A 20,712-nucleotide genomic window follows, 5' to 3' on the forward strand; every position below is an offset into this window, starting at 1 on the left:
ATGGCCCGTTTCTTCATCGACCGCCCGGTCTTCGCCTGGGTGATCGCCATCGCGATCATGCTGTTCGGCCTGCTCTCGCTGCGCACGTTACCGGTCGCCCAGTATCCCGCGATCGCGCCGCCGGCGATCTCGATCACCGTGAGCTATCCCGGCGCCTCCGCCGAGACGGTGCAGGACACGGTGGTGCAGATCATCGAGCAGCAGCTCAACGGCATCGACAACCTGCTCTACTTCACCTCGCAGAGCAGCAAGGACGGCAGCGCCGTCATCACGCTCACCTTCGCCCAGGGCACCAACCCCGACACGGCGCAGGTGCAGGTGCAGAACAAGGTGCAGCTCGCCGTGCCGCGCCTGCCGCAGACGGTGCAGCAGCAAGGCATCCGCGTCGCCAAGGCCACCAGTAACTTCCTGCTGGTCGTCGGTCTGGTGTCGACCGATGGGCGGCTGGACAGGACCGATATCGCGGACTTCATCACCTCGTCGCTGCAGGATCCGCTGAGCCGGACCTCCGGCGTCGGCGACTACCAGGTGTTCGGGTCCCAGTACGCCATGCGCATCTGGCTGGACCCGGCGAAGCTGGTGAATTTCGGCATGACGCCGGGCGATGTCTCGGCCGCCGTCAGCGCGCAGAACGTCCAGATCGCCAGCGGCGAGATGGGGGCCCTGCCATCGGTTCCTGGCCAGCGGCTGAACGCGACCATCGTCGGCCCGTCCTATCTGCGGACGCCCGAGCAGTTCGGCGCCATCCTGCTGCGTGTGCAGCCCGATGGCTCCCAGGTGCGGTTGCGCGACGTGGCGCGGGTCGAGATCGGCAGCGAGAACTACGCCTTCAGCAGCCTCTTCAACGGGCAGCCGGCCGCCGGCATCGGCATCAAGCTCGCGAGCGGCGCCAATGCCCTCGATACCGAAGCGGCGGTGCGGGCGACGATCGAGCGTCTGCGGCCCTCCTTCCCGCAAGGGCTCGAGGTCGTCTATCCCTACAACACGACCCCTTTCGTGCGGCTGTCGATCGAGAGCGTGGTCCATACGCTGGTCGAGGCGGTGGTCCTCGTCTTCCTCGTGATGTTCCTCTTCCTGCAGAACATCCGGGCGACGCTGATCCCGACCATCGCGGTGCCGGTGGTGCTGCTCGGCACTTTCGCGGTGCTGCAGGCGGCGGGGTTCAGCATCAATACGCTCACCATGTTCGGCATGGTGCTGGCGATCGGGCTCCTGGTCGACGACGCCATCGTGGTGGTCGAGAACGTCGAGCGATTGATGGCCGAGGAGCATCTCTCGCCCCTCGAGGCCACGCGCAAATCCATGGACCAGATCACCGGCGCGCTGGTCGGCATCGGCCTGGTGCTGTCCGCGGTGTTCCTGCCGATGGCCTTCTTCGGAGGCTCCACCGGCGTCATCTACCGCCAGTTCTCGATCACTGTCGCGACCGCCATGGCGCTGTCGGTGATCGTCGCGATCGTCTTCACGCCCGCGCTCTGCGCCACCATTCTGAAACCCCACAAGCCCGGTCAGGGAAAGCGCGGCTTCTTCGGCTGGTTCAACCGAGGCTTCGAGCGCACCAACCGCGGCTATGCGCGGGGCGTGCAGCACGCGGTCCGGCGTCCGGTCCGCATGATGGCGATTTACGCCGCCCTGCTGGCCGGGCTCGCGGTGATGTTCCTGCGCCTGCCGAGCGCCTTCCTGCCGGATGAGGATCAGGGCACCGCCTTCGTGCAGGTCATCTCGCCCCCCGGCGCGACGACCGAGCGCACGCAGCGCACCTTGGACGAGATCACCCGCTACGTCCGCGAGCAGGAGAGCGGCGTCGTCGCCTCCATCTTCTCGATCAACGGCTTCAGCTTCAGCGGTCGTGGCCAGAATGCCGGCATGGCCTTCCTCAGCCTGCGCGACTGGAAGCAGCGCCCGGGCGCGCAGAACGGGGTGCAGGCGCTGACCCAGCGCATCATGGCGCGTTTCGCCAACTACCAGGATGCGATGGTCTTCGCCTTCGCGCCGCCCGCCATCACCGAGCTCGGCAACGCCACCGGCTTCACCTTCGAGTTGCTGGATCGCGGCGGCCTTGGGCATGCGGCGTTGATGAATGCGCGCAACCAGCTTCTCGGCATGGCGGCGCAGAGCCCGGTCCTCGCCGGCGTGCGCCCGAATGGGCAGAGCGACGAGGCCCAGTTCCGCCTGGTGATCGACTGGGAGCACGCGAGCGCCCTTGGTCTTTCGATCAGCGACATCAACACCACGCTCTCCGCGGCCTGGGGTGCCACCTATGTCAACGACTTCATGGATCGTGGGCGGGTGAAGCGCGTCTACATGCAGGGCGAGGCCTCTGCCCGCATGCTGCCGGGCGATCTGGACCGCTGGTTCGTCCGCAACGCGAGCGGCCAGATGGTGCCTTTCTCCGCCTTCGGCCGCGCCGAATGGGGTTACGGGTCACCGCGGCTGGAGCGCTACAACGGCGTCGCCTCGATCGAGATCGCCGGCGCCCCCGCGCCCGGCTACACCAGCGGCCAGGCCATGGCCGAGATGGAGCGCCTGGTGGCGCAGCTCCCGCCCGGCTTCGGCTTTGACTGGAGCGGCATTTCCTATGAGGAGCGGCTGTCGGGTTCCCAGGCACCGGCGCTCTACGCGCTGTCGCTGTTGATCGTCTTCCTCTGCCTCGCGGCACTCTACGAGAGCTGGTCGATCCCGGCGGCGGTGATGCTGATCGTGCCGCTCGGCATCTTCGGCGCGGTGGCGGCGATGCTGGGCCGCGGGTTGTCGAACGACGTCTATTTCCAGGTCGGCCTGCTCACCACTGTCGGCCTCGCGGCGAAGAACGCCATCCTCATCGTCGAATTCGCCAAGGAAGGCTTCGACCGCGGCCAGAGCCTGGCCGAAGCGGCGCTGGACGCTGCGCGTCAGCGCCTCAGGCCGATCGTCATGACCTCGCTCGCCTTCAGCCTCGGCGTGCTGCCGCTGGCGATCTCCACCGGCGCGGGGTCGGGCGGGCAGCATGCGATCGGCACCGGCGTGCTCGGCGGCGTCGTCAGCGGCACGCTCTTCGCTATCCTCTTCGTGCCGATCTTCTTCGTCATCGTACTCAAGCTGTTCCGCACCAAGCGGAAGGGCGAGGTGGAGAAGGCGGCCGCCGCGCCGCACGCCACACCGGCCCCGGGAGAGTGATTCTGATGCGGACCCGTCTCCTGGCCCTGCCGCTGGGCCTGTCGCTGCTCGCCGGCTGCAGCCTGATCCCCGACTATCTGCGCCCGGATGCGCCGGTGCCGGCGGCCTGGCCGGACGGCCCGGCCTATCGCCGCCCGCCGACGGAAGCGGCCGCGCCCACCGACCCGGTGCGCGCGGCGGACGCCATCGGCTGGCGCGACGTGTTCCAGGATGCGCGCCTGCAGCGCGTGGTCGAAATGGCGCTGGCCGACAACCGCGACCTGCGCATCGCGGTGCTCAATGTCGCGGCGGCGGAGGCGCAGTACCGCGTCCAGCGCGCCGACCTCTTCCCGCAGCTCGGCGCCACCGGCAGCTACCAGGTGAGCCGCGTGCCTGCCGCCACCGCCGCCACGACGGTGCCGATCGACAGCACCGCCGGCATCACCAGCCGCAGCTACGGTGCCGGCATCGGCTTCAGCTCCTATGAGATCGATCTGTTCGGTCGGGTCCGGTCGCTCAGCGCATCCGCCTTCGCGACCTATCTCGGTTACCAGGAGACGCGGCGCAGCAGCCAGATCAGCCTGGTCGCGCAGGTCGCCAATGCCTGGCTGGCGCTGGCCGCCGATCAGGAACTGCTGGCGCTGACCCAGCAGACCCTGGCCAACCAGGAAGAGTCGCTGCGTCTGACCCGCGCTGGCTTCGACGGCGGCACGGCGACGGAACTCGCACTCCGCCAGGCGCAGACCTCGGTGGAAACGGCACGCGCCAGCCTGGCGCAGTACACGCGCCAGCGGGCGCAGCACGAGAACGCGCTCGTGCTGCTCGTCGGCCGTGCCGTGCCGCCGGAGCTGCTGCCCGCGGAGCCGCTTGCTCGCGCCGCGCCGATCGCCGAAGTCCCGGGGGGCCTCGGCTCGGAGATTCTGCTGCGGCGCCCGGACGTGCTGGCGGCCGAGCAGAACCTGATCGCGGCCAATGCCGAGATCGGCGCCGCGCGGGCCGCATTCTTCCCGAGCCTGACGCTGACGGCGAGTGCTGGCGCCGCCAGCCGCGGCCTGTCGCAGCTCTTCGCCGCCGGCAGCGGCACCTGGAGCTTCGCGCCTTCGCTGAACATCCCGATCTTCTCCGGGGGCTCGTTGCAAGGCAGCCTCGACCTCGCGCGCGTACGGAGCGATATCCAAGTCGCGACTTATGAGCGTACCCTCCAGACGGCCTTCCAGGAGGTGGCGGATGCCTTGGCCGCCCGTGGCACCTACGATCGCCAGATCGCGGCGCAACAGGCGTTGGTCGCGGCCTATGCGGATGCCTACCGGCTGTCGCTGCTGCGCTTCCGCAGCGGCCTCGACACCTACCAGACACCGCTCGACTCCCAGCGCCAGCTCTTCACCGCGCAGCAGGATCTGGTCACGCTGCGCCTGCAGCGGCTGCAGAACCTGGTCTCGCTCTACAAGGCGCTCGGCGGCGGCTGGAACGAGCGCACCGTGACCGCGCAAAGGTCGCCCTCGTGACCGCCGCGGAGAAGGTCGCGCCGCCGCGCGCGCCGGTCTCCGATGGCGATCGTCACCGCCTGCTGCGTGACGCTGCCGAAGCGGTGTTCCTGCGCGACGGCTATGCCGCCGCAACCATGGACGAGGTGGCACGCCGCGCCGGCATGTCGAAGCGGACGCTCTACCAGGTCTTCCCCTCCAAGGCCGCGCTGTTCGTGGCGGTGCTGGAGGACTACGCGGCGCCCATGCATATCGACGTCGCGATCGAGGCAGAGCCGGATGTCGGGAAGGCGCTGACGGCGCTCCTACTGGCGGTGGCGCGGCAGTTGTTGACGCCCCGCGCGAACGGCATCTTCCGCCTGATCCTGGCGGAGATGCCGCGCTCCCCGGACCTTGCCGGTGCCTTCCACCGCGCGAAACTGGGCCGGGGTGCCAGCTCGCTGGAGCGCCGGATCGAGGCCGAGATGACGAAAGGGCGTCTCCGCGGAACGGATCCGAAAGTGGCGGCGGACATGCTGTTCTCGATGGTGGTCACCTCCCTTGCCATCGAAGTGATGCTGGGACTGCGCGATACGCCCGACGACGCCGAGATCACCGGCCGGGTCCGGGAGGCAGTCGAGATCTTCCTCCGTGGCGCGGCCGCCGGAGGGCCATCTGGGGGATAGCCCGCATGTCCAAGGCCGCCCTCCGGCTGCGGGCGGCGGCTGGCTGCCTGGAGGATGCCGAGAGGGCGCCGGCGGGGTGACAGCTTAGCTGATCGATAGGGCATCAGGATTGTTGGGGACTCGACAAGGCCAGCTTATGCTTGGCTCATTGTTGCGACAGGCGACCGCGCCATGCCGAGGGGGTCCCAGGGAATCATGCCGCCGAGACCAGCTTCCATCCGCCTGGCCTGCCTCGCGGGGCTTCTGACGGCAGCACCGCTGGAGGCCGCATGGGCCCAGCGGGAGGTTGACGCGATGCGCGGGGTCACGGTCGCGACCAGGCCGCGGCCCGAATTCGACCCCCTGGGGGTGAGGCTTGGCGCCTTCCGCCTGGACGCCGCGGCCGAGACGGGCATCGGTTATGACGACAACCTGTTCGGCACGGAGCAGAACCGGCGCGGCGACACCTTCATCGGCACCACTCTGACCGCGGGCCTACGCAGCCAGTGGACGACCCATGCGCTCGGCCTCACGGCCCGGGTGGATGATACGCGTTACCTGCAACGGAGCGCGCTGAACTGGCGGGACTGGTCGATCGAGGCCTCCGGCCGTTACGACATCGACTCCGTAACGGCACTGGATATGCGCGTCACTCATCGGCGCGGGCATCTGTCCGTGCAATCCCTCGACGTGCAGCAGGCGGGGATCACGACCCCCGTGGAGTTCGACGAGGATATCGTCAGGCTCGGCGCCACCACCCAATTCAACCGTCTCACGCTGTCGGGCTATGGCCAGGGGCGTTGGGTGCGGTTCGACGGATCGGACGAAGGGTCGCTGACGGCAGACTACGATGCCTATGGGGGCGGGATCACCGCCGCCTATCTGCTGTCCCCCGGCCGCAGTGCGACCCTGGCGGTGCGCGCTGAGGATATTCGGGCCCGCGGCGGATTCGCCAACGATATCAATTCGTTGACCTATGAGGTGCTGGGCGGCTTCTCGTATGATTTCGATGGCGTCTATCAGGCCGCGGTTGGGGTCGGCTACGCCCGGCGCGACTTCGACAACAACAGCCGCAGGGCGCTGTCCGGGATCGGCATCGATGCGCGGCTGACCTACGCGCCCAGCCAGTTGACGACCTTGTCCTTCACCGTGCGGCGCGGTATCGATGATTCGGTTCGGGCCGGGGGGCAGAGCTTCCTGCGCACCTTCGCGTCGGCGCGGATGGATTATGAAGTCCAGCGCAATATCATCGCCGGGCTGGAGATCTCCTACGACCGGCGCGAGTATCGTGAGCCCTCGCAACGGGCCACCGACCTGATCGGGGTTCTGTCGGTGCAGTGGCTGCTCAATCGCAATCTGGCGGTGATCGCCAGCTACCAGCACGTGATGCGCTTCGGCGCCACGGCGGGCATCCAGGAATACGATCAGAACGTCGTACAGGTCCGGCTTCGGGTGAGCCTGTAGGCGCGATGACCTGAGGCAGGCCGCCTGCGCCGATTTCCGGCGCAGGCGGTGCGCCCGGTCAGCGGAAGAAGATTTGGATGATGCCGGCGACGAGCAGCATCCACATGAGGCCGGCGATTCCGAGCCCGATCAGGATGCCACGCGCGGCGGAAAGGCCACGGGACTCGGCCCCTCGGCCCTGATCCTCGTCATAGGCCATGAGAGACTCCGGCAGGCCCGGGAACACGGCGTCTTGGCGCATGCTTCTGAATGCCATCCAGATTGAGCCAGGATGATATGGCGCCCATCACTACCCTTCAACGATGCGGCCAGCCGTCGGTAAGACTCCCTTAGGTTGTATCACGCCTCGCTGAACTGTGCAGAGCCACCTGACAGGGTTCGAGGGACGGTGGTCGTCAGTATACGCACGACACGGCTGGCGAGGTGCTCGGACCCGCCCACAACCCATTGAAAGCACTGATCAAGGCGACAATCGAGACATAATTTGTCTCGGAATCGCTTTGGATAAAATTTGAGAATCGAACCGATTTTCACGAACGTGCTGCGCTGATCATCGAGAATTGGAGGGCAACACGCGTATCGGCACCACCGTATGCGAGCAATTACGGTTTGGTAATTTTCAATCTGAGTTTTTGGGAGATTTTCAGCCCTTAATACGAGTGTCATGTCGTGCTTGATACAACTATCAAGAGTAAATGCGATTGATATACCCCCTGAATTCGATCAATTATCCGTGATAATGGCCCCTCGTTCCGACCTCGCCTTGATTGTCATCCCATGACGTGAGTAATGAGAGACGAACGAGACGATCTCCAGTGATCGATACATTTTTTCCTCAGGCTGCCAACGGCGTCGCCATCCGGCGACGGGAGCAAGGTTTGCGATGACGCCCCCCATCTCCAACACCTTCTTCCATGGGCCGGCCGATCCCGGCCCGGCTGCCGTGGAATCGCCACGTACCCGGCACGATCTCACCGACGCCGGAAAGCGGGCCTTCGACATGACCGCAGCGCTGGTGCTGTGCCTGCTGCTGCTGCCGGTGCTTCTGTTCCTGATCATCGCCGTACGCTGCAGCGGCTCGCCGGTCTTCTACAGCCACCAGCGCGTCGGCCGGCACGGCAAGCCGTTCGGCTGCCTCAAGCTGCGCACCATGCGTCCCGACGGCGACAGGATGCTGGAGGCCCTGCTGCAGAGCGATCCGGTGGCCCGGCAGGAATGGCTCGCGACCCGCAAGCTCCGCAACGACCCGCGCATCACCCGGCTGGGCCGCTTCCTGCGGACCACCAGCCTCGATGAGCTGCCGCAGCTCTTCAACGTGCTGCGTGGGGACATGAGCCTGGTCGGGCCGCGCCCGGTCGTGGCGGCGGAGCTGGCACAGTATTACGGTCCGGATGGCGCCGCCGCCTATGAGGCGGTGCGGCCCGGGATCACCGGCCTCTGGCAGGTCAGCGGCCGCAGCGACACCGGCTATGCCGAACGCGTGGCGCTCGACATGACCTATGTCCGCGACCGCTCGCTGCTGCTCGATCTGAAGATCCTCTGGCGGACCGTGGGTGCCGTGCTGTGCCGTGACGGGGCATGCTGAGCCATGACCCATATGGCGCCGATCGCCGCGGAGGTTCCTGAACGAGCACGTCTGCTCGCCTGGGGGGAGGGGCCGCATCGCGCCCTCGCCTGGACCCATGTCGTCGAGGCCATCGAGGCCCAGGCCGCGCGCACGCCGGATCGCCGGGCCGCGGTCTGCGGCGACACCGCGCTCGACTACGCGACGCTGGATGCACGTTGCAACCGCCTGGCGCGCCATCTTCAGGCACGCGGCGTCCGGCCGGGCGACCGGGTGGCGCTCTGCCTGCCGCGCGGGCTGGATCTGGTGGTGGCGCTGCTCGCGGTGCTGAAGGCCGGCGGCGTCTATCTGCCGCTCGATACGCGCCATCCGGCCGCCCGCATCGCCTTCATCCTGGATGATGCCAAGGTCGCCCTCACCGTCACGGCCACGCCGTTCCGGCATCTGATGCCGGCGGGGCGGCCAGTCTGCCTGGTCGATGCCGAAGCTCCCGCGATCGCCGCCTGCGATGCCGCGCCGCTGCCGGTCGCGCGCGATCCGGACGCACCGATCTATGTGATCTACACCTCGGGCTCCACCGGGGAGCCCAAGGGCGCCGCCGCCTATCACCGCGGCTTCGCCAATCTGGTGCAATGGTATCTCGAGGCCATGGCGGTGACCGCGGCCGACCGCGTGCTCATCATCGGCGCCTTCACCTTTGATGCCTCGCAGAAGAACCTCTTCGCGCCGCTCGTCGCCGGCGGGGAGCTGCACCTGCCAGTGGGCGATGCCTTCGACCCGGAAGCGCTGGCTGCCGCCATCGCCGCCGGCGGCATCACCTGGGTCAACGGCACGCCGAGCAACTTCTATCCGATCGTGGAGGGCCCTGGCGCGCGCCGGCCGGCGCTGCTGCGCTCGCTCCGCTGGGTGGTGCTGGGCGGCGAGCCCATCACCCCGCAGCGCCTGCTGGGCTGGCTGCGCGACCCCGACTGCGGTGCCCGCATCCTCAATACCTATGGCCCGACCGAGTGCACCGACATCTGCGCCGCCTGGGCCTTCGGCGCCGGCGATGCGGAGCCGCCGATCCCGCTGGGGCGGCCGATCGACAATGTCCGCATCGCGGTCCTGGACGAGCATGGCGGGTTGGCCGGGGCGGATGAGGCGGGCGAGCTCTGGATCGGCGGCGCCGGCGTCGGCGCGGGCTACCTCAACCGCGATGCGCTGAACGCCCGGCATTTCGTGGAACTGCCGGTGTTCGGCCAGGTGGAGCGGCTCTACCGTACCGGCGACCGGGTGCGCTGGCGGGCCGATGGCGTGCTGGAATTCCTCGGCCGCATCGACCATCAGGTAAAGCTGCGCGGCTTCCGGGTCGAGCTCGGCGAGATCGAGGCGGCGCTGAAGGCCGTGCCCGCGATCCGGGAAGCCGTGGTGCTGCTGCGCGAAGACACGCCGGGCGATCAGCGGCTGGTCGCCTATGTCGCCGCGGCGCCGGATGGGGTGCCGGGCGGCGAGGCGGCGCTGCGGCGCCACCTGGCCGAGCGGATGCCTGACTACATGGTGCCTGCCGCCTTCGTCTGGCGCGACAGTTTCGCGCTGACACCGAACGGTAAGGTTGATCGCCGTATGTTGCCGCCGCCGGAAGCGGCGCGAGCCTCGGGGGCGCCGGACACCGGGGTCCCGACCGCGCCGCCGATCGCCGGCATGAACGCCACCGAACAGGCGCTGATGGGGATCTGGCAGACGGTGCTGAAGCGCGACGCCATTGGCCTGGACGAGAATTTCTTCGATGTCGGCGGCACCTCGCTCAGCATGGTCGAAGTGCAGGCCGCGCTCGGGCGGCGCCTCGGGCGTCTCATTCCCGTCGTCGCGCTCTTCGCCCATCCGACGATCCGCCGCCTGGCCCGTGCGCTGGACGGTGATGCGGGATCGGCGGAGCCGGCGCGCGGCCGCGCGGCGCGCCAGGTCGAAGCCCTCCGGCGGCTGGCCGGGACCGGGAGAAAAGCAACGCCATGAGCGGGGAAGACGGGCTTGGGGATGAGGCCCTCGATGGCATTGCCATCATCGGCATGGCCGGGCGCTTCCCCGGCGCCCCGGACATCCGCAGCTTCTGGCGCAACCTGTGCGAGGGCCGCGACAGCATCGCTCGCTTCACCGAAGCGGAGCTGGAGGACAGCTTCTCCGCCGCCGAGCGCGCGGCACCGAACTTCGTGCGCGCCCGCGGCATCGTGGAGGATATCGAGCGCTTCGATGCCGCGTTCTTCGGCATGCGCGCGCGCGAAGCGGCGCTGACCGACCCGCAGCATCGCGTCTTCCTCGAGATCTGCTGGCAGGCCTTCGAGGATGCCGGCTACGATCCGGCGCGCTATCCGGGCGCCGTCGGCGTCTTCGCCGGCGCCAGCATGAACACCTATTTCCTGCATCACGTCGCGACCGACCGCGCGGCGCTGGAGCGCTTCACCAGCAACTTCCAGGTGGGCGAGTATACGACGCTGGTGGGCGCGCTCGGCGACACGCTGGCGACCCGCGTCTCGTACAAGCTCGACCTGCGCGGCCCGAGCATGGGCGTGCTGACCGCCTGCTCGACCAGCCTGGTGGCGGCGGCGCAGGCCTGCCAGAGCCTGCTGCTGCAACAATGCGACATGGCGCTGGCGGGCGGCGTCTCCATCACCCTCCCGCAGCGTCGCGGCTACTTCGCCGAGGACGGCGCCATGTGCGCGACCAATGGCGTCTGCCGCCCTTTCGACGCCGATGCCAATGGCACCGTCTTCAGCTCCGGCGCCGGCGTCGTGCTGATGAAGCGTCTGGCGGACGCGATCGCCGATGGCGACCACATCTATGCCGTCATCAAGGGCAGCGCGGTCAATAATGACGGCGCCGGCAAGGTCGGCTTCACCGCGCCGAGCGTCGGCCCGCAGGCGGAGTTGGTGGCGACGGCCCAGGCGATCGCCGGCTTCGACCCGCGCAGCGTCGGCTTCATCGAATGCCACGGCACCGCGACGCCGCTCGGCGACCCGATCGAGGTCGCGGGCCTGACCCAGGCCTTCCGGGAGGGCACGCAGGAATCGGGCTTCTGTGCCATCGGGTCGCTCAAGGGCAATGTCGGGCATATGGACGCCGCGGCGGGTGTCGCGGGCCTGATCAAGGCGGCGCTGGCCGTCGAGAGCGGGACGATCCCCGGCACCCTGCATTTCCGCGCCCCCAATCCGCGACTGGAGATCGACGGCAGCCCCTTCTTCGTGGCCGGTACCACGGTGGGCTGGCCACTCATCCCAGGCCCCCGCCGCGCGGGCGTCAGCGCGCTCGGCGTCGGCGGCACCAATGCGCATCTCTGCCTGGAACAGGCGCCGGCGCGTGACGCCGTGGCCATGGCCGCCCCGCGGGAGGTGCTGCTGCTCTCTGCCCGCAGCGAGGCCGGGCTCGCCGAAGCGCGCGCGGCGCTGGCAGCGCGGCTGGCGGGGCCGGATGCGCCGGCGCTGGCCGATGTCGCGCATACGCTGCGGATCGGCCGCCGCGCCTTCCGCCACCGCTTTGCGGCCGCTGCCGGCAGCCATGCCGAGGCGGTTGCTGCGCTGACCGCCGAAGGCGGCCTCCGGGCCTCGGCCCCCGCGGTGCCGCGCCCGGTGGTATTCCTGTTTCCCGGCCAGGGCGCCCAGTACCCCGGCATGGGCCGTGCCCTGTTCCGGGATGAGCCGGTGTTCCGCGCCGCCATGGAGCGCTGCGCCGCGGCTCTCAGGGCCCATGGCGGCCGCGACCTGCTGGAAGCGCTCTATGGCGAGACGCCGGAGGATGCCGACGCGATCCGCCACACGCTGCTGGCGCAGCCGGCGATCTTCGCCGTCGAATATGCGCTGGCCCAGCTCTGGCTCGCCCGCGGCGTCACGCCGGCGGCGATGATCGGCCATAGCATCGGCGAATTCGTCGCCGCGACCTTGGCCGGCGTGATGACGCTGGAGGCAGCGATCGGCCTGGTCGCGACGCGTGGCCGGCTGATGGAGGCGCTGCCGGGCGGTGCCATGCTCGCGGTGCGGCTGCCGGAAGCGGAGCTGCTGCCGCTGCTCGCCGACGGCGTCGATCTCGCCGGCGTCAACGCGCCGGCGCTTTGCGTGGCGGCCGGCCCGCATGAGGCGATCGCGGCGCTGGAGCAGGTGCTGGAGCAGCGCGGCGCCGGCTATCGCCGCCTGCACACCTCGCACGCTTTCCATTCCGCGATGATGGAACCGGCGGTGGGGCCCCTCGCCGCGGCCGCGGCCGCCATCCCCTTCGCGGCGCCGACGCTGCCCTATGTCTCGACCGTCACCGGCGAATGGATCACCGAGGCCGAGGCGCTGGCCCCCGACTATTGGGCCCGCCACGCCCGTGCCACGGTGCGCTTCGCGGCGGCACTGCAGACGCTCCGCGCCCGCATGCCGGAAGCGGCATTGCTGGAGGTCGGGCCGGGGCAGGTGCTCGGCACGCTGGCGCGGCAGGGCGCCGGCCGCGAGGCGGGCCTGGTCGTCGCGGCCTCGCTGCCCGATCCCGGTGCCGAGACCTCCGACCTCGACACGATGGCGGCGGCACTTGGCCGGCTCTGGGTGTCCGGCGCCGAGATCGCCTGGCCGGCGCGGCCCGACTGCCGCCGGGTGCCGCTGCCGTCCACGCCCTTCGAACGCACCCGCCATTGGATCGACGCGCCGAGCTCCCGCCGGCCCGCGACCGAATCCACCACCGTCGCGCCTCTGCCGGCCCTGGAGATCCCCCCGATGTCCGATACGCGTCTCGCCACGGCCCAGGCCGGAATCGTCGCCGCCATCGAGGCGCTGTCGGGTGAGGCGATGCCGGCCGGGGAGACGGAGACCAGCTTCCTCGAACTCGGCTATGATTCCCTCTTCCTGAGCCAGCTCGCGCAGCAGCTCCGGACCAGGTTCTCGGTGCCGCTGAGCTTCCGCCAATTGACTGGCGAGCTCTGCAACCTGGCGACGCTCGGGGCCTTCGTCGCCGAAGCGCTGCCGCAGCAGGCGGCCGCCCCCGCGCCGGTTGCGGTCCCTGCGCCGGCCGCTGCCGCCGCGGCGCCGCTGCCGACTGCTCCGCCGGCGCTGCCAGCGGCCGCGCCGGGGGTGCCCGGGACGGTCGAGGCGCTGATGCAGGACCAGCTGCGCGCCATGTCGCAGCTCATGCAGGCGCAGCTCGATGCGTTGCGCGGGATCGGCACGCAAGCGGTGGCGCAGCCCGCGGCCCCGACGGCGGTGCCGGCCGCAGCCGTACCCGCACCGGCACCCACGCCCGCCGCGGCGCCGGCGAAGGCGGCGGAGATGATCAACCGCTTCGCGCGCTTCCGGCCCGGCCAGCAGTCGGTGACGAGCGGCGAGCTCTCGCCGGCGCAGCGCGCCTTCGTGGATGCGCTCGCCGCCCGTCAGAATGCCCGGATGCCCGGCTCCCGCCGGCTGACGGAAACCCATCGCGGTGTCCTGGCCGATCCGCGCGCCGCTTCCGGCTTCCGCAAGGAATGGAAGGAGCTGGTCTACCCGGTGGTCGCCGCCGCCGCCGAGGGCGCCCGCATCCGCGATGTGGACGGGAACAGCTATATCGACCTCGTCAACGGCTATGGCGTGACGGCGCTCGGCCACAGCCCGGCCTATGTCGTCGACGCCGTCGCCCAGCAGCTCCGCGACGGCTTCCCGATCGGGCCGCAGGCGGATCTGGCGGGCGAGGTCGCGGCCATGATCGCCGAGATGACCGGCAATGAGCGCGTGAGCTTCACCTGCACCGGCTCCGAGGCGGTGATGGCGGCGCTGCGACTGGCGCGCGCCGTCACCGGCCGCAAGCGCGTGGTGAGCTTCGCGGGCGCCTATCACGGCGGCTTCGACGAAGTGATCCTGCGGGGCGTGCGCGTGGGCGGCGAGCCGCGCGCGCTGCCGGCCGCCGCCGGCATCACGGAGGAGGCGGTCACCAATTTCACCGTGCTGGAATATGGCGACGACCAGGCGCTGGAATGGATCGCAGCGCATGCGCATGAGCTCGCGGCCGTGCTGGTCGAGCCGGTGCAGAGCCGCCATCCGGATCTGCAGCCGCGCGAATTCCTCCAGCGCGTCCGCACCATCACGGAACAGGCCGGCGCGGCGCTGATCTTCGACGAGGTGGTGACCGGCTTCCGCGTGCATCCGGGCGGTGCCCAGGCCCTGTTCGGGATCCGCGCCGACCTCGCCACCTACGGCAAGGTGCTGGGCGGCGGGCTGCCGATCGGCATCATCGCCGGCAAGGCCCGCTTCATGGACGCGCTGGATGGCGGGCAGTGGCAGTATGGCGACGCCAGCGTGCCGGAGGTCGATGTCACGGTCTTCGCCGGCACCTTCGTCCGGCACCCGCTGGCGCTCGCTGCCGCGAAGGCGGTGCTGCTGCATCTGAAGCAGGAAGGGCCTGCGTTGCAGGAAGCGCTGAGCGCCCGCTGCGCCGCGCTGGCCGAAGGGCTGAACGCCATGCTGGCGCGCCGCGGCATCGCGACGCGGGCCGAGCGCTTCGGCAGCATGTTCCACCTCTCGCTCTCTGGCGAGGACCGGCGCGCCGGGCTGCTGCCCTATCTCATGCGTGAGCGTGGCGTCCACTACCAGGAAGGCTTCCCCTGCTTCCTGACGACCGCGCATGGCGCCGCTGAATGCGATGCCGTGCTGCGGGCCTTCGACGACGCGATCGGCGCGCTGCAGGGCATCGGGATCCTCGGCGGCAGCGGCGAAGCGGCCTCGGCGGCGGCAGCGGCCCCGGCGCAGGAAATCGTGGCCGCAGCACCGGCCGAGCGGCCGCTGACCGAGCCGCAGATGGAGGTCTGGCTCGCCGCCCAGCTTGGCGACGAAGCCTCCTGTGCGTTCAACGAATCGGTGTCGCTGACCCTCGAAGGAGCGCTCGATCAGACGGCGCTCCGGGCGGCGCTGGAGGCGGTGGTGGCGCGGCATGACGCGCTCCGCGCCCGCTTCACGCCCGACGGCATCACGATGCGAATCGCGGCACCCACCCCCCTCGACCTGCCGGTGGAGGAGGTCGATCTGGCGCAGGTTCTGGACGAGGAGGCGCATACGCCCTTTGACCTGGAGAACGGTCCGGTCTTCCGCGCGCGCCTGCTGCGCCGCAATGTCGGGACGCATGTGCTGGTCTTCACCGCCCATCACATCGTCTGCGATGGCTGGTCGGCGAATACGGTGATCCAGGACCTCAGCGCCTTCTATGCCGCTGGTCGCGACGGCAAGCCGGCGGCCCTACTGCCTGCGCCGTCCTTCGCGGCCCTCGCGGTGCGCGCCGACGCGCCGGAAGCGACCGCGGCGGCCGAGGCCTATTGGCTGGCGCAATTCGCCGAGGTGCCGGAGCCGCTGGAACTGCCGACCGACCGGCCGCGCCCGGCGGTGAAGAGCTTCCGCGGCGCGACCTTCTCGACCAGCATCGACGCCGGCCTCTATCAGGCCGTCAAGCGCGCCGGCGCGCGGCATGGCTGCACCGCCTTCGCCACGCTCTTCGCCGCCTTTCAGCTCCTGATGGGCCGCCTCGCAGGGCAGGACGAAGTGGTGGTCGGCGTACCGATGGCCGGCCAGTCCCTGCTGGAGGACAGCGGCCTCGTCGGCCACTGCGTGAACTTCCTGCCGATCCGCGGCAAGTGGGACGCGACAACGACGCTCGCCCAGCATCTCGCGGCGACCCGCACCGCGGTGCTCGATGCGCAGGACCATCAGCGCTGCACCTTCGGCACCATCGTGCGGCGCCTCGCCCTGCCGCGCGACCCGAACCGGCTGCCGCTGACCGATGTGCAGTTCAACCTGGAGCGGCTGGCCGAGCCCGAGGCCTTCGGCGGGCTCCGCGCCACGCTGACGCCGAACGCCAAAGCCTTCGTGAATTTCGACCTGTTCTTCAACCTGTCGGAAGGCGCGAATGGCCTGCGCCTCGATATCGACTACGCGACCGACCTCTTCGATACGGCGACGATCGGGCGCTGGGTCGGGCATTACGCGACGCTGCTTGCGGCCATCGCGGAAGATGCCTCGGTTCCGGCGGTGCGTGCGCCCCTGCTGTCCACCGCCGAACGTCGCGCCCTGCTCGCCGACATCGACCGGCCGGAGACGCCGCTTCCCGCCGTGCAGGGCTTCCACACGCTGTTCGAGGGCAAGGCCGCCGCGCGCCCCGATGCCGTGGCGGCGGTCTGCGGCAAGAATAGCTGGACCTATCGGGAACTGGATGAGCGCGCCGATTTCCTGGCTGCCCATCTCGCCGCCCGCATCCCGGGCACCGAGGCACGGATCGGCGTGCTGATGGATCGCTCGCTCGACATGCTGGCGGCGCTGCTGGCGGTGGCGAAGGCCGGCTTCACCTATGTGCCGCTCGATCCGCACCATCCGCCGGCGCGCCTGACGCGCATCATCCAGCAATCCGACCTTGCCGCGCTGTTCACCGACAAGGCGTCGCGCCACCTGGCGCCGGAGGTGCCGACCATCCTGGTCGGGCCGGCGATGCTGCCGCCCGGGCAGCCGCTCGGCCTGTCCTCGGTGCCGCAATCCGGCGACCGGGCGGCCTATGTGATCTTCACCTCGGGTTCGACCGGCGCGCCCAAGGGGGTCGAGGTCGGCCATGAGGCGCTGCTCAACCTGCTCCGCTCCATGGCGCGGGAACCTGGCTTCACCGCCCAGGACACCATGCTCGCGGTCACCACGATCGCCTTCGACATCGCGGCGCTGGAGCTGTTCCTGCCGCTGATCACGGGCGGTTCGGTGGTGATTGCCGACCGCGAGACGACGCTCGACGGGTTCGCGCTGCTGCGGCTGCTGGAAGGCTCCGGCGCCACCGTGATGCAGGCGACGCCTTCGGGCTGGCGGATGCTGCTCGAGGCTGGGTTCCGCGGCCGCCCGGGCCTGACGCTATTCTGCGGCGGGGAGGCGCTGCCGCGCGATCTGGCGGACCGGCTGCTGGAGGGCGGGTCACCGCTTTGGAACCTCTATGGCCCGACCGAGACGACCATCTGGTCCTCGGCCTTCCGGGTGCCGGAGCAAGGGCCGATCGTCATCGGCGCGCCGGTGGACAATACCCGCCTCTACGTGCTCGACCGCCATGATGAGCTGGCGCCGCCGGGGGTGGTGGGCGAATTGCTGATCGGCGGCACCGGCGTCGCGCGCTGCTACTTCGGCGACCCCGCGCAGACCGCCCAGAAGTTCGTCGTGGATCCCTTCGCGGCGGATGGCGGCCGGATGTACCGCACCGGCGACCGCGCGCGGCTGCTGCCCGGGGGCGGCATCGAGTTGCTGGGCCGCAGTGATGGGCAGGTGAAGCTGCGCGGCTTCCGCATCGAGCTCGGTGAGATCGAGACGGCGCTGCGCCGGCTGCCGGAGGTCACCGGCGCTGCCGTGCTGCTCCGCCACGATGCCGGCCGCGCGCCGCGGCTGGTCGCCTATGTCAGCGGCACGGCCGGGCAGGCGCCCGATGCACTGCGCGAAGCGCTGGCGGAGGTGCTGCCGGACTACATGGTGCCCTCGGCCTATGTGACGATAGCAGCGCTGCCGCTGACGCCGAACGGCAAGCTCGACCGCCGCGCCTTGCCGGTGCCGGATGCGGGCAGCGAGGTGCTGGGCGGCCGTGCGCCGGCGGTGCCGCTCGCCACCGACTGGCAGCGCCAGCTCGGCGGCATCTGGCAGGAGGTGCTGGGCCTGGACGCGATCGGTGCGGCGGATGACGTGCTGGCGCTCGGCGCGGATTCGATCCAGCTCTTCCAGATCGTGGCGCGGGCGCGCCGCGCCGGCATCACCCTGTCGGCGCAGGACATCCTGCGTCACCGCACCATCGGGACGCTGTCGCAGGCGCTGGAGGGCGTCGCGGCACCGGCGGAGCCGACAGCCGGGCGCCGGCTGCCGCAGCTTTCCGACTTCCGGCGCAAGGGGCGCAACTGATGAGCGTGACCAGGCACGAGGCGACGATCCTCGAAGACGATATCGTCATGGAGTTCCCGGCGACCCCCGCGCAGCGCCACGTCTGGCTGAAGACCCGGACGCGTGGCGCGGACCCGACGCTGAACGTGGCGGCACGCTGGCATATCGAGGGCAGCATCGATCTGCCGCTGCTGGAGCGTGCCTGGCGGCTGCTGATCGACCGGCACGAGACGCTCCGCACCCGCTTCGCGGAGCGCGGCGCCAATCTGCTCCAGTTGGTTCTGTCGAGCGCGCCCTTCTCGGTCCGCCATGTCGACCTTCGGCACCTGCCGCCCGATCGGCGCGCAGAGGAGGCGGAGCGGCTGGGGCGGGAAGAGGCGGCGACGCCCTTCCTGAGCATGGCGCCGCCATTGCTGCGGATCACCGTGCTGCAGCATGACGACCGCTATGGCGACATGCTGCTGACCACCCATCACCTGGTCGGCGACTGCTGGTCGAACCTGCTCCTGGTGAAGGAGCTCTGCGAGATCTGCGAGGCGATCACGGCCGGGCGCGAGCCGGCTCTCGCGGAGCTGCCGATGCAGTTCGGCGACTATGCCGCCTGGCAGGAGGCTTGGCTTGCCGAGGGCGGTGCCGCCGCGTCGGAGGCTTATTGGGCGCACCGGCTGGACGGCCTCGCGGATTTCGCGGTGCCGGTCGACCGGGTGCCGCCCGCGGTGCCGACGAAGCGCGGCGACATCGTGGGCATGATGGTCCCGGCGGAGACCATGACCCGCGCGCTGGCCGCCGCGCGCGACCGCGGCGCCACTTTCTTCGCCTTCGGCCTCGCCGCTCTGACGGCGACGCTGAACCGCTGGACGCGGCATCCGGACATCCTGGTCACCACCCAGATCGCCGGGCGCGAGGAGTTGGATCTTGAGGCGATCGCCGGCCCCTTCATCAATACCATCGCGCTGCGTACCGATTGCGCCGGTGACCCGGCCTTCGCGGACCTGCTGGACGGCGTGCTCGGCACGGTGGGCGAAGCATTGGAGCACGGCGCGCTGCCCTTCGAATTGCTGCAGGAGCGGCATCCGCCACAGGACAATGGCCGGCGCGGCGCCTTGAACGGCGTGAACTTCCAGGTGCTGAACAGTGCCTTCCTGAAGGATTCGGAGGCCGGCAGCTTCGCGTTGAAGGGCTTCCCCAGCCTGTCGCCGGGCGCCAAGCGCGATCTCGACGTCTATCTCGTGGAGCGGACCGTCGGCTGGCGCGTGCAATGCGAGTACGATCCCGACCTCTTCGACCGCGAGAGCGTCGAATGGCTGCTGCACACCTATGTCCGGATCATGGATGCCGCTGCGTCGCGTCCCGGAGTTCGGCTGTCCGAGCTGCCCTTCGCACCGCGTGAGGTGCCCCAGGCTCCGGCTCTGGTGGCGCCGGCTGCGCCGCCGGTCCCGGTTGCCGCGCCCGTGACCGCTGCCGCGCTGGTCGCGGATCCCGATGGCGCGGAGCGGCTGCTCGCCATCTGGCGGGACGTGTTGCGCCGCGATGTGGTGGCGCCGGACGCGAATTTCTTCGCGCTGGGGGGCGATTCCCTGCGTGCCGCGCAGCTCCTGGCGCGCGCCGAGGCAGGTTTCGGCAAGCGCGTCGGGCTGGCGCAGCTCTTCCGCGCGCCGACGCCCCGGGGCATGGCGGCGCTGTTCGGCATCGACCTTGTCACCGGAGCAGAGCCATCGCCCGCCCCACCGACGGATGCGGAGGATGACTGGCAGGTCGTGCCCCTGCGCGAGGAAGGCGCCGGCACTCCGATCATCGGCATCAACAATATCGGCGTGCTGCACGCGCTGTCGCAGATGCCGGGCATGGACCGCCGCATCACCTGCATCCGCATGTTCGAGCCGGGGCGGCCGCACGGCATCGCCGGGCTGACCCTGGAGGAGATCGCCTCGCGCTATCTCGCCATACTCCGGCGCGTGCAGCCGCAGGGCCCCTACATCCTGTTCGGCGCCTGCGTGCACGGCGTGCTGGCCTATGAGATCGCACAGCAGCTCCGTCATGCCGGGGAGACGGTGGAATTGCTGGCGGTCGCCAATATGTGGCACCCGACCTATGACCAGCGCCTGACCTTCACGCAGCGCTGGCGGATGCGGTTCTCGAACATCGCCGCCAATCTCGCCGAGGTCCGCGGCGGCCAGAAGACCTGGCTGGGCTTCTTCGGCACCTACTCCCTGCCGCACCGGCTCGGGCTGTTCCGCGCGGCCAAGCGGCTCGGTCTGATCCGCGCCATCCCGCCCCGCACCGGTGCCGCGGCGCAGGAGGATTTCCTGATGACCTTGATGGGTGCGCGCAACCGCTATGTGCCGGCACAATATGACGGCCGGGTGGTGCAGCTCACGACCCCCGATGCCCCGAGTGGCCATGGCTTCCAGCCGAGTCTCGGCTGGGAAGGGGTCATCACTGGCCCGCTCAGCGTGCACAAGGTGCGCCATGACGGCGTGCGCCTGCCTGCGGAGGACCGCCCGGCGACGGAGGACGTGATCGCCGCCGTGCTCGCACCAGCAGGACGCGTCGCGACCGCGACGCGATGATGG

At 70.0% G+C, this 20,712-nt stretch carries 9 protein-coding genes; 8 read left to right on the plus strand and 1 reads right to left on the minus strand.

What is annotated here, in order from left to right; all coding sequences use genetic code 11:
* The 4 genes from GXW71_RS00065 (at position 1) to GXW71_RS00080 (ending at position 6,727) form a co-directional block, all read left to right on the plus strand.
* The gene (locus GXW71_RS00065) at positions 1-3,156 is read left to right on the plus strand and encodes an efflux RND transporter permease subunit (RefSeq protein ID WP_211850227.1); all 3,156 of its coding nucleotides are present in this window, start codon (positions 1-3) and stop codon (positions 3,154-3,156) included.
* Positions 3,157-3,161: 5 nt separating this feature from the next.
* The gene (locus GXW71_RS00070) at positions 3,162-4,640 is read left to right on the plus strand and encodes an efflux transporter outer membrane subunit (protein WP_211850228.1); all 1,479 of its coding nucleotides are present in this window, start codon (positions 3,162-3,164) and stop codon (positions 4,638-4,640) included.
* Positions 4,637-5,284 (plus strand): TetR/AcrR family transcriptional regulator, encoded by a 648-nt coding sequence (locus tag GXW71_RS00075; protein WP_211850229.1) that lies wholly within the window; start codon positions 4,637-4,639, stop codon positions 5,282-5,284. Before GXW71_RS00070 ends, GXW71_RS00075 begins: the two co-directional genes overlap by 4 nt.
* 294 nt (positions 5,285-5,578) lie before the next feature.
* A complete protein-coding gene (locus tag GXW71_RS00080) occupies positions 5,579-6,727 on the plus strand; it encodes an outer membrane beta-barrel protein (RefSeq protein ID WP_211850230.1) in 1,149 nt (382 codons plus the stop codon).
* A gap of 58 nt (positions 6,728-6,785) precedes the next feature.
* Here the strand turns inward: GXW71_RS00080 and GXW71_RS00085 are convergent, their stop codons facing one another.
* Positions 6,786-6,926 (minus strand): hypothetical protein, encoded by a 141-nt coding sequence (locus tag GXW71_RS00085; RefSeq protein ID WP_211850231.1) that lies wholly within the window; start codon positions 6,924-6,926, stop codon positions 6,786-6,788.
* A 684-nt stretch (positions 6,927-7,610) separates the two neighbouring features.
* Here GXW71_RS00085 and GXW71_RS00090 point away from each other — a divergent pair.
* Genes GXW71_RS00090 through GXW71_RS00105 form a run of 4 tightly spaced genes read left to right on the plus strand, consistent with a single transcriptional unit; the run spans position 7,611 to position 20,709 of the window.
* A complete protein-coding gene (locus GXW71_RS00090; protein ID WP_211850232.1) occupies positions 7,611-8,312 on the plus strand; it encodes a sugar transferase in 702 nt (233 codons plus the stop codon).
* 3 nt (positions 8,313-8,315) lie between these two features.
* Complete coding sequence (locus GXW71_RS00095) at positions 8,316-10,283, plus strand: non-ribosomal peptide synthetase (RefSeq protein WP_211850233.1); 1,968 nt, start codon at positions 8,316-8,318, stop codon at positions 10,281-10,283.
* Positions 10,280-18,160 (plus strand): non-ribosomal peptide synthetase/type I polyketide synthase, encoded by a 7,881-nt coding sequence (locus GXW71_RS00100; RefSeq protein WP_211850234.1) that lies wholly within the window; start codon positions 10,280-10,282, stop codon positions 18,158-18,160. The genes GXW71_RS00095 and GXW71_RS00100 overlap by 4 nt, the downstream gene beginning before the upstream one ends.
* Positions 18,160-20,709, plus strand: a complete 2,550-nt coding sequence (locus GXW71_RS00105) for a condensation domain-containing protein (protein ID WP_211850235.1) — start codon at positions 18,160-18,162, stop codon at positions 20,707-20,709. The genes GXW71_RS00100 and GXW71_RS00105 overlap by 1 nt, the downstream gene beginning before the upstream one ends.
* Positions 20,710-20,712: the final 3 nt, after the last annotated feature.

This window comes from Plastoroseomonas hellenica, from assembly GCF_018129085.1.
GTDB classification, from domain to species: domain Bacteria; phylum Pseudomonadota; class Alphaproteobacteria; order Acetobacterales; family Acetobacteraceae; genus Plastoroseomonas; species Plastoroseomonas hellenica.

Coding starts and splice junctions, on each gene's coding strand:
- GXW71_RS00070 (WP_211850228.1), top strand. CDS start 3,162: ATGCGGACCCGTCTCCTGGCCCTGCCGCTGGGCCTGTCGCTGCTCGCC.
- GXW71_RS00095 (WP_211850233.1), top strand. CDS start 8,316: ATGACCCATATGGCGCCGATCGCCGCGGAGGTTCCTGAACGAGCACGT.
- GXW71_RS00085 (WP_211850231.1), bottom strand. CDS start 6,926: ATGGCCTATGACGAGGATCAGGGCCGAGGGGCCGAGTCCCGTGGCCTT.
- GXW71_RS00100 (WP_211850234.1), top strand. CDS start 10,280: ATGAGCGGGGAAGACGGGCTTGGGGATGAGGCCCTCGATGGCATTGCC.
- GXW71_RS00080 (WP_211850230.1), top strand. CDS start 5,579: ATGCGCGGGGTCACGGTCGCGACCAGGCCGCGGCCCGAATTCGACCCC.
- GXW71_RS00105 (WP_211850235.1), top strand. CDS start 18,160: ATGAGCGTGACCAGGCACGAGGCGACGATCCTCGAAGACGATATCGTC.
- GXW71_RS00090 (WP_211850232.1), top strand. CDS start 7,611: ATGACGCCCCCCATCTCCAACACCTTCTTCCATGGGCCGGCCGATCCC.
- GXW71_RS00065 (WP_211850227.1), top strand. CDS start 1: ATGGCCCGTTTCTTCATCGACCGCCCGGTCTTCGCCTGGGTGATCGCC.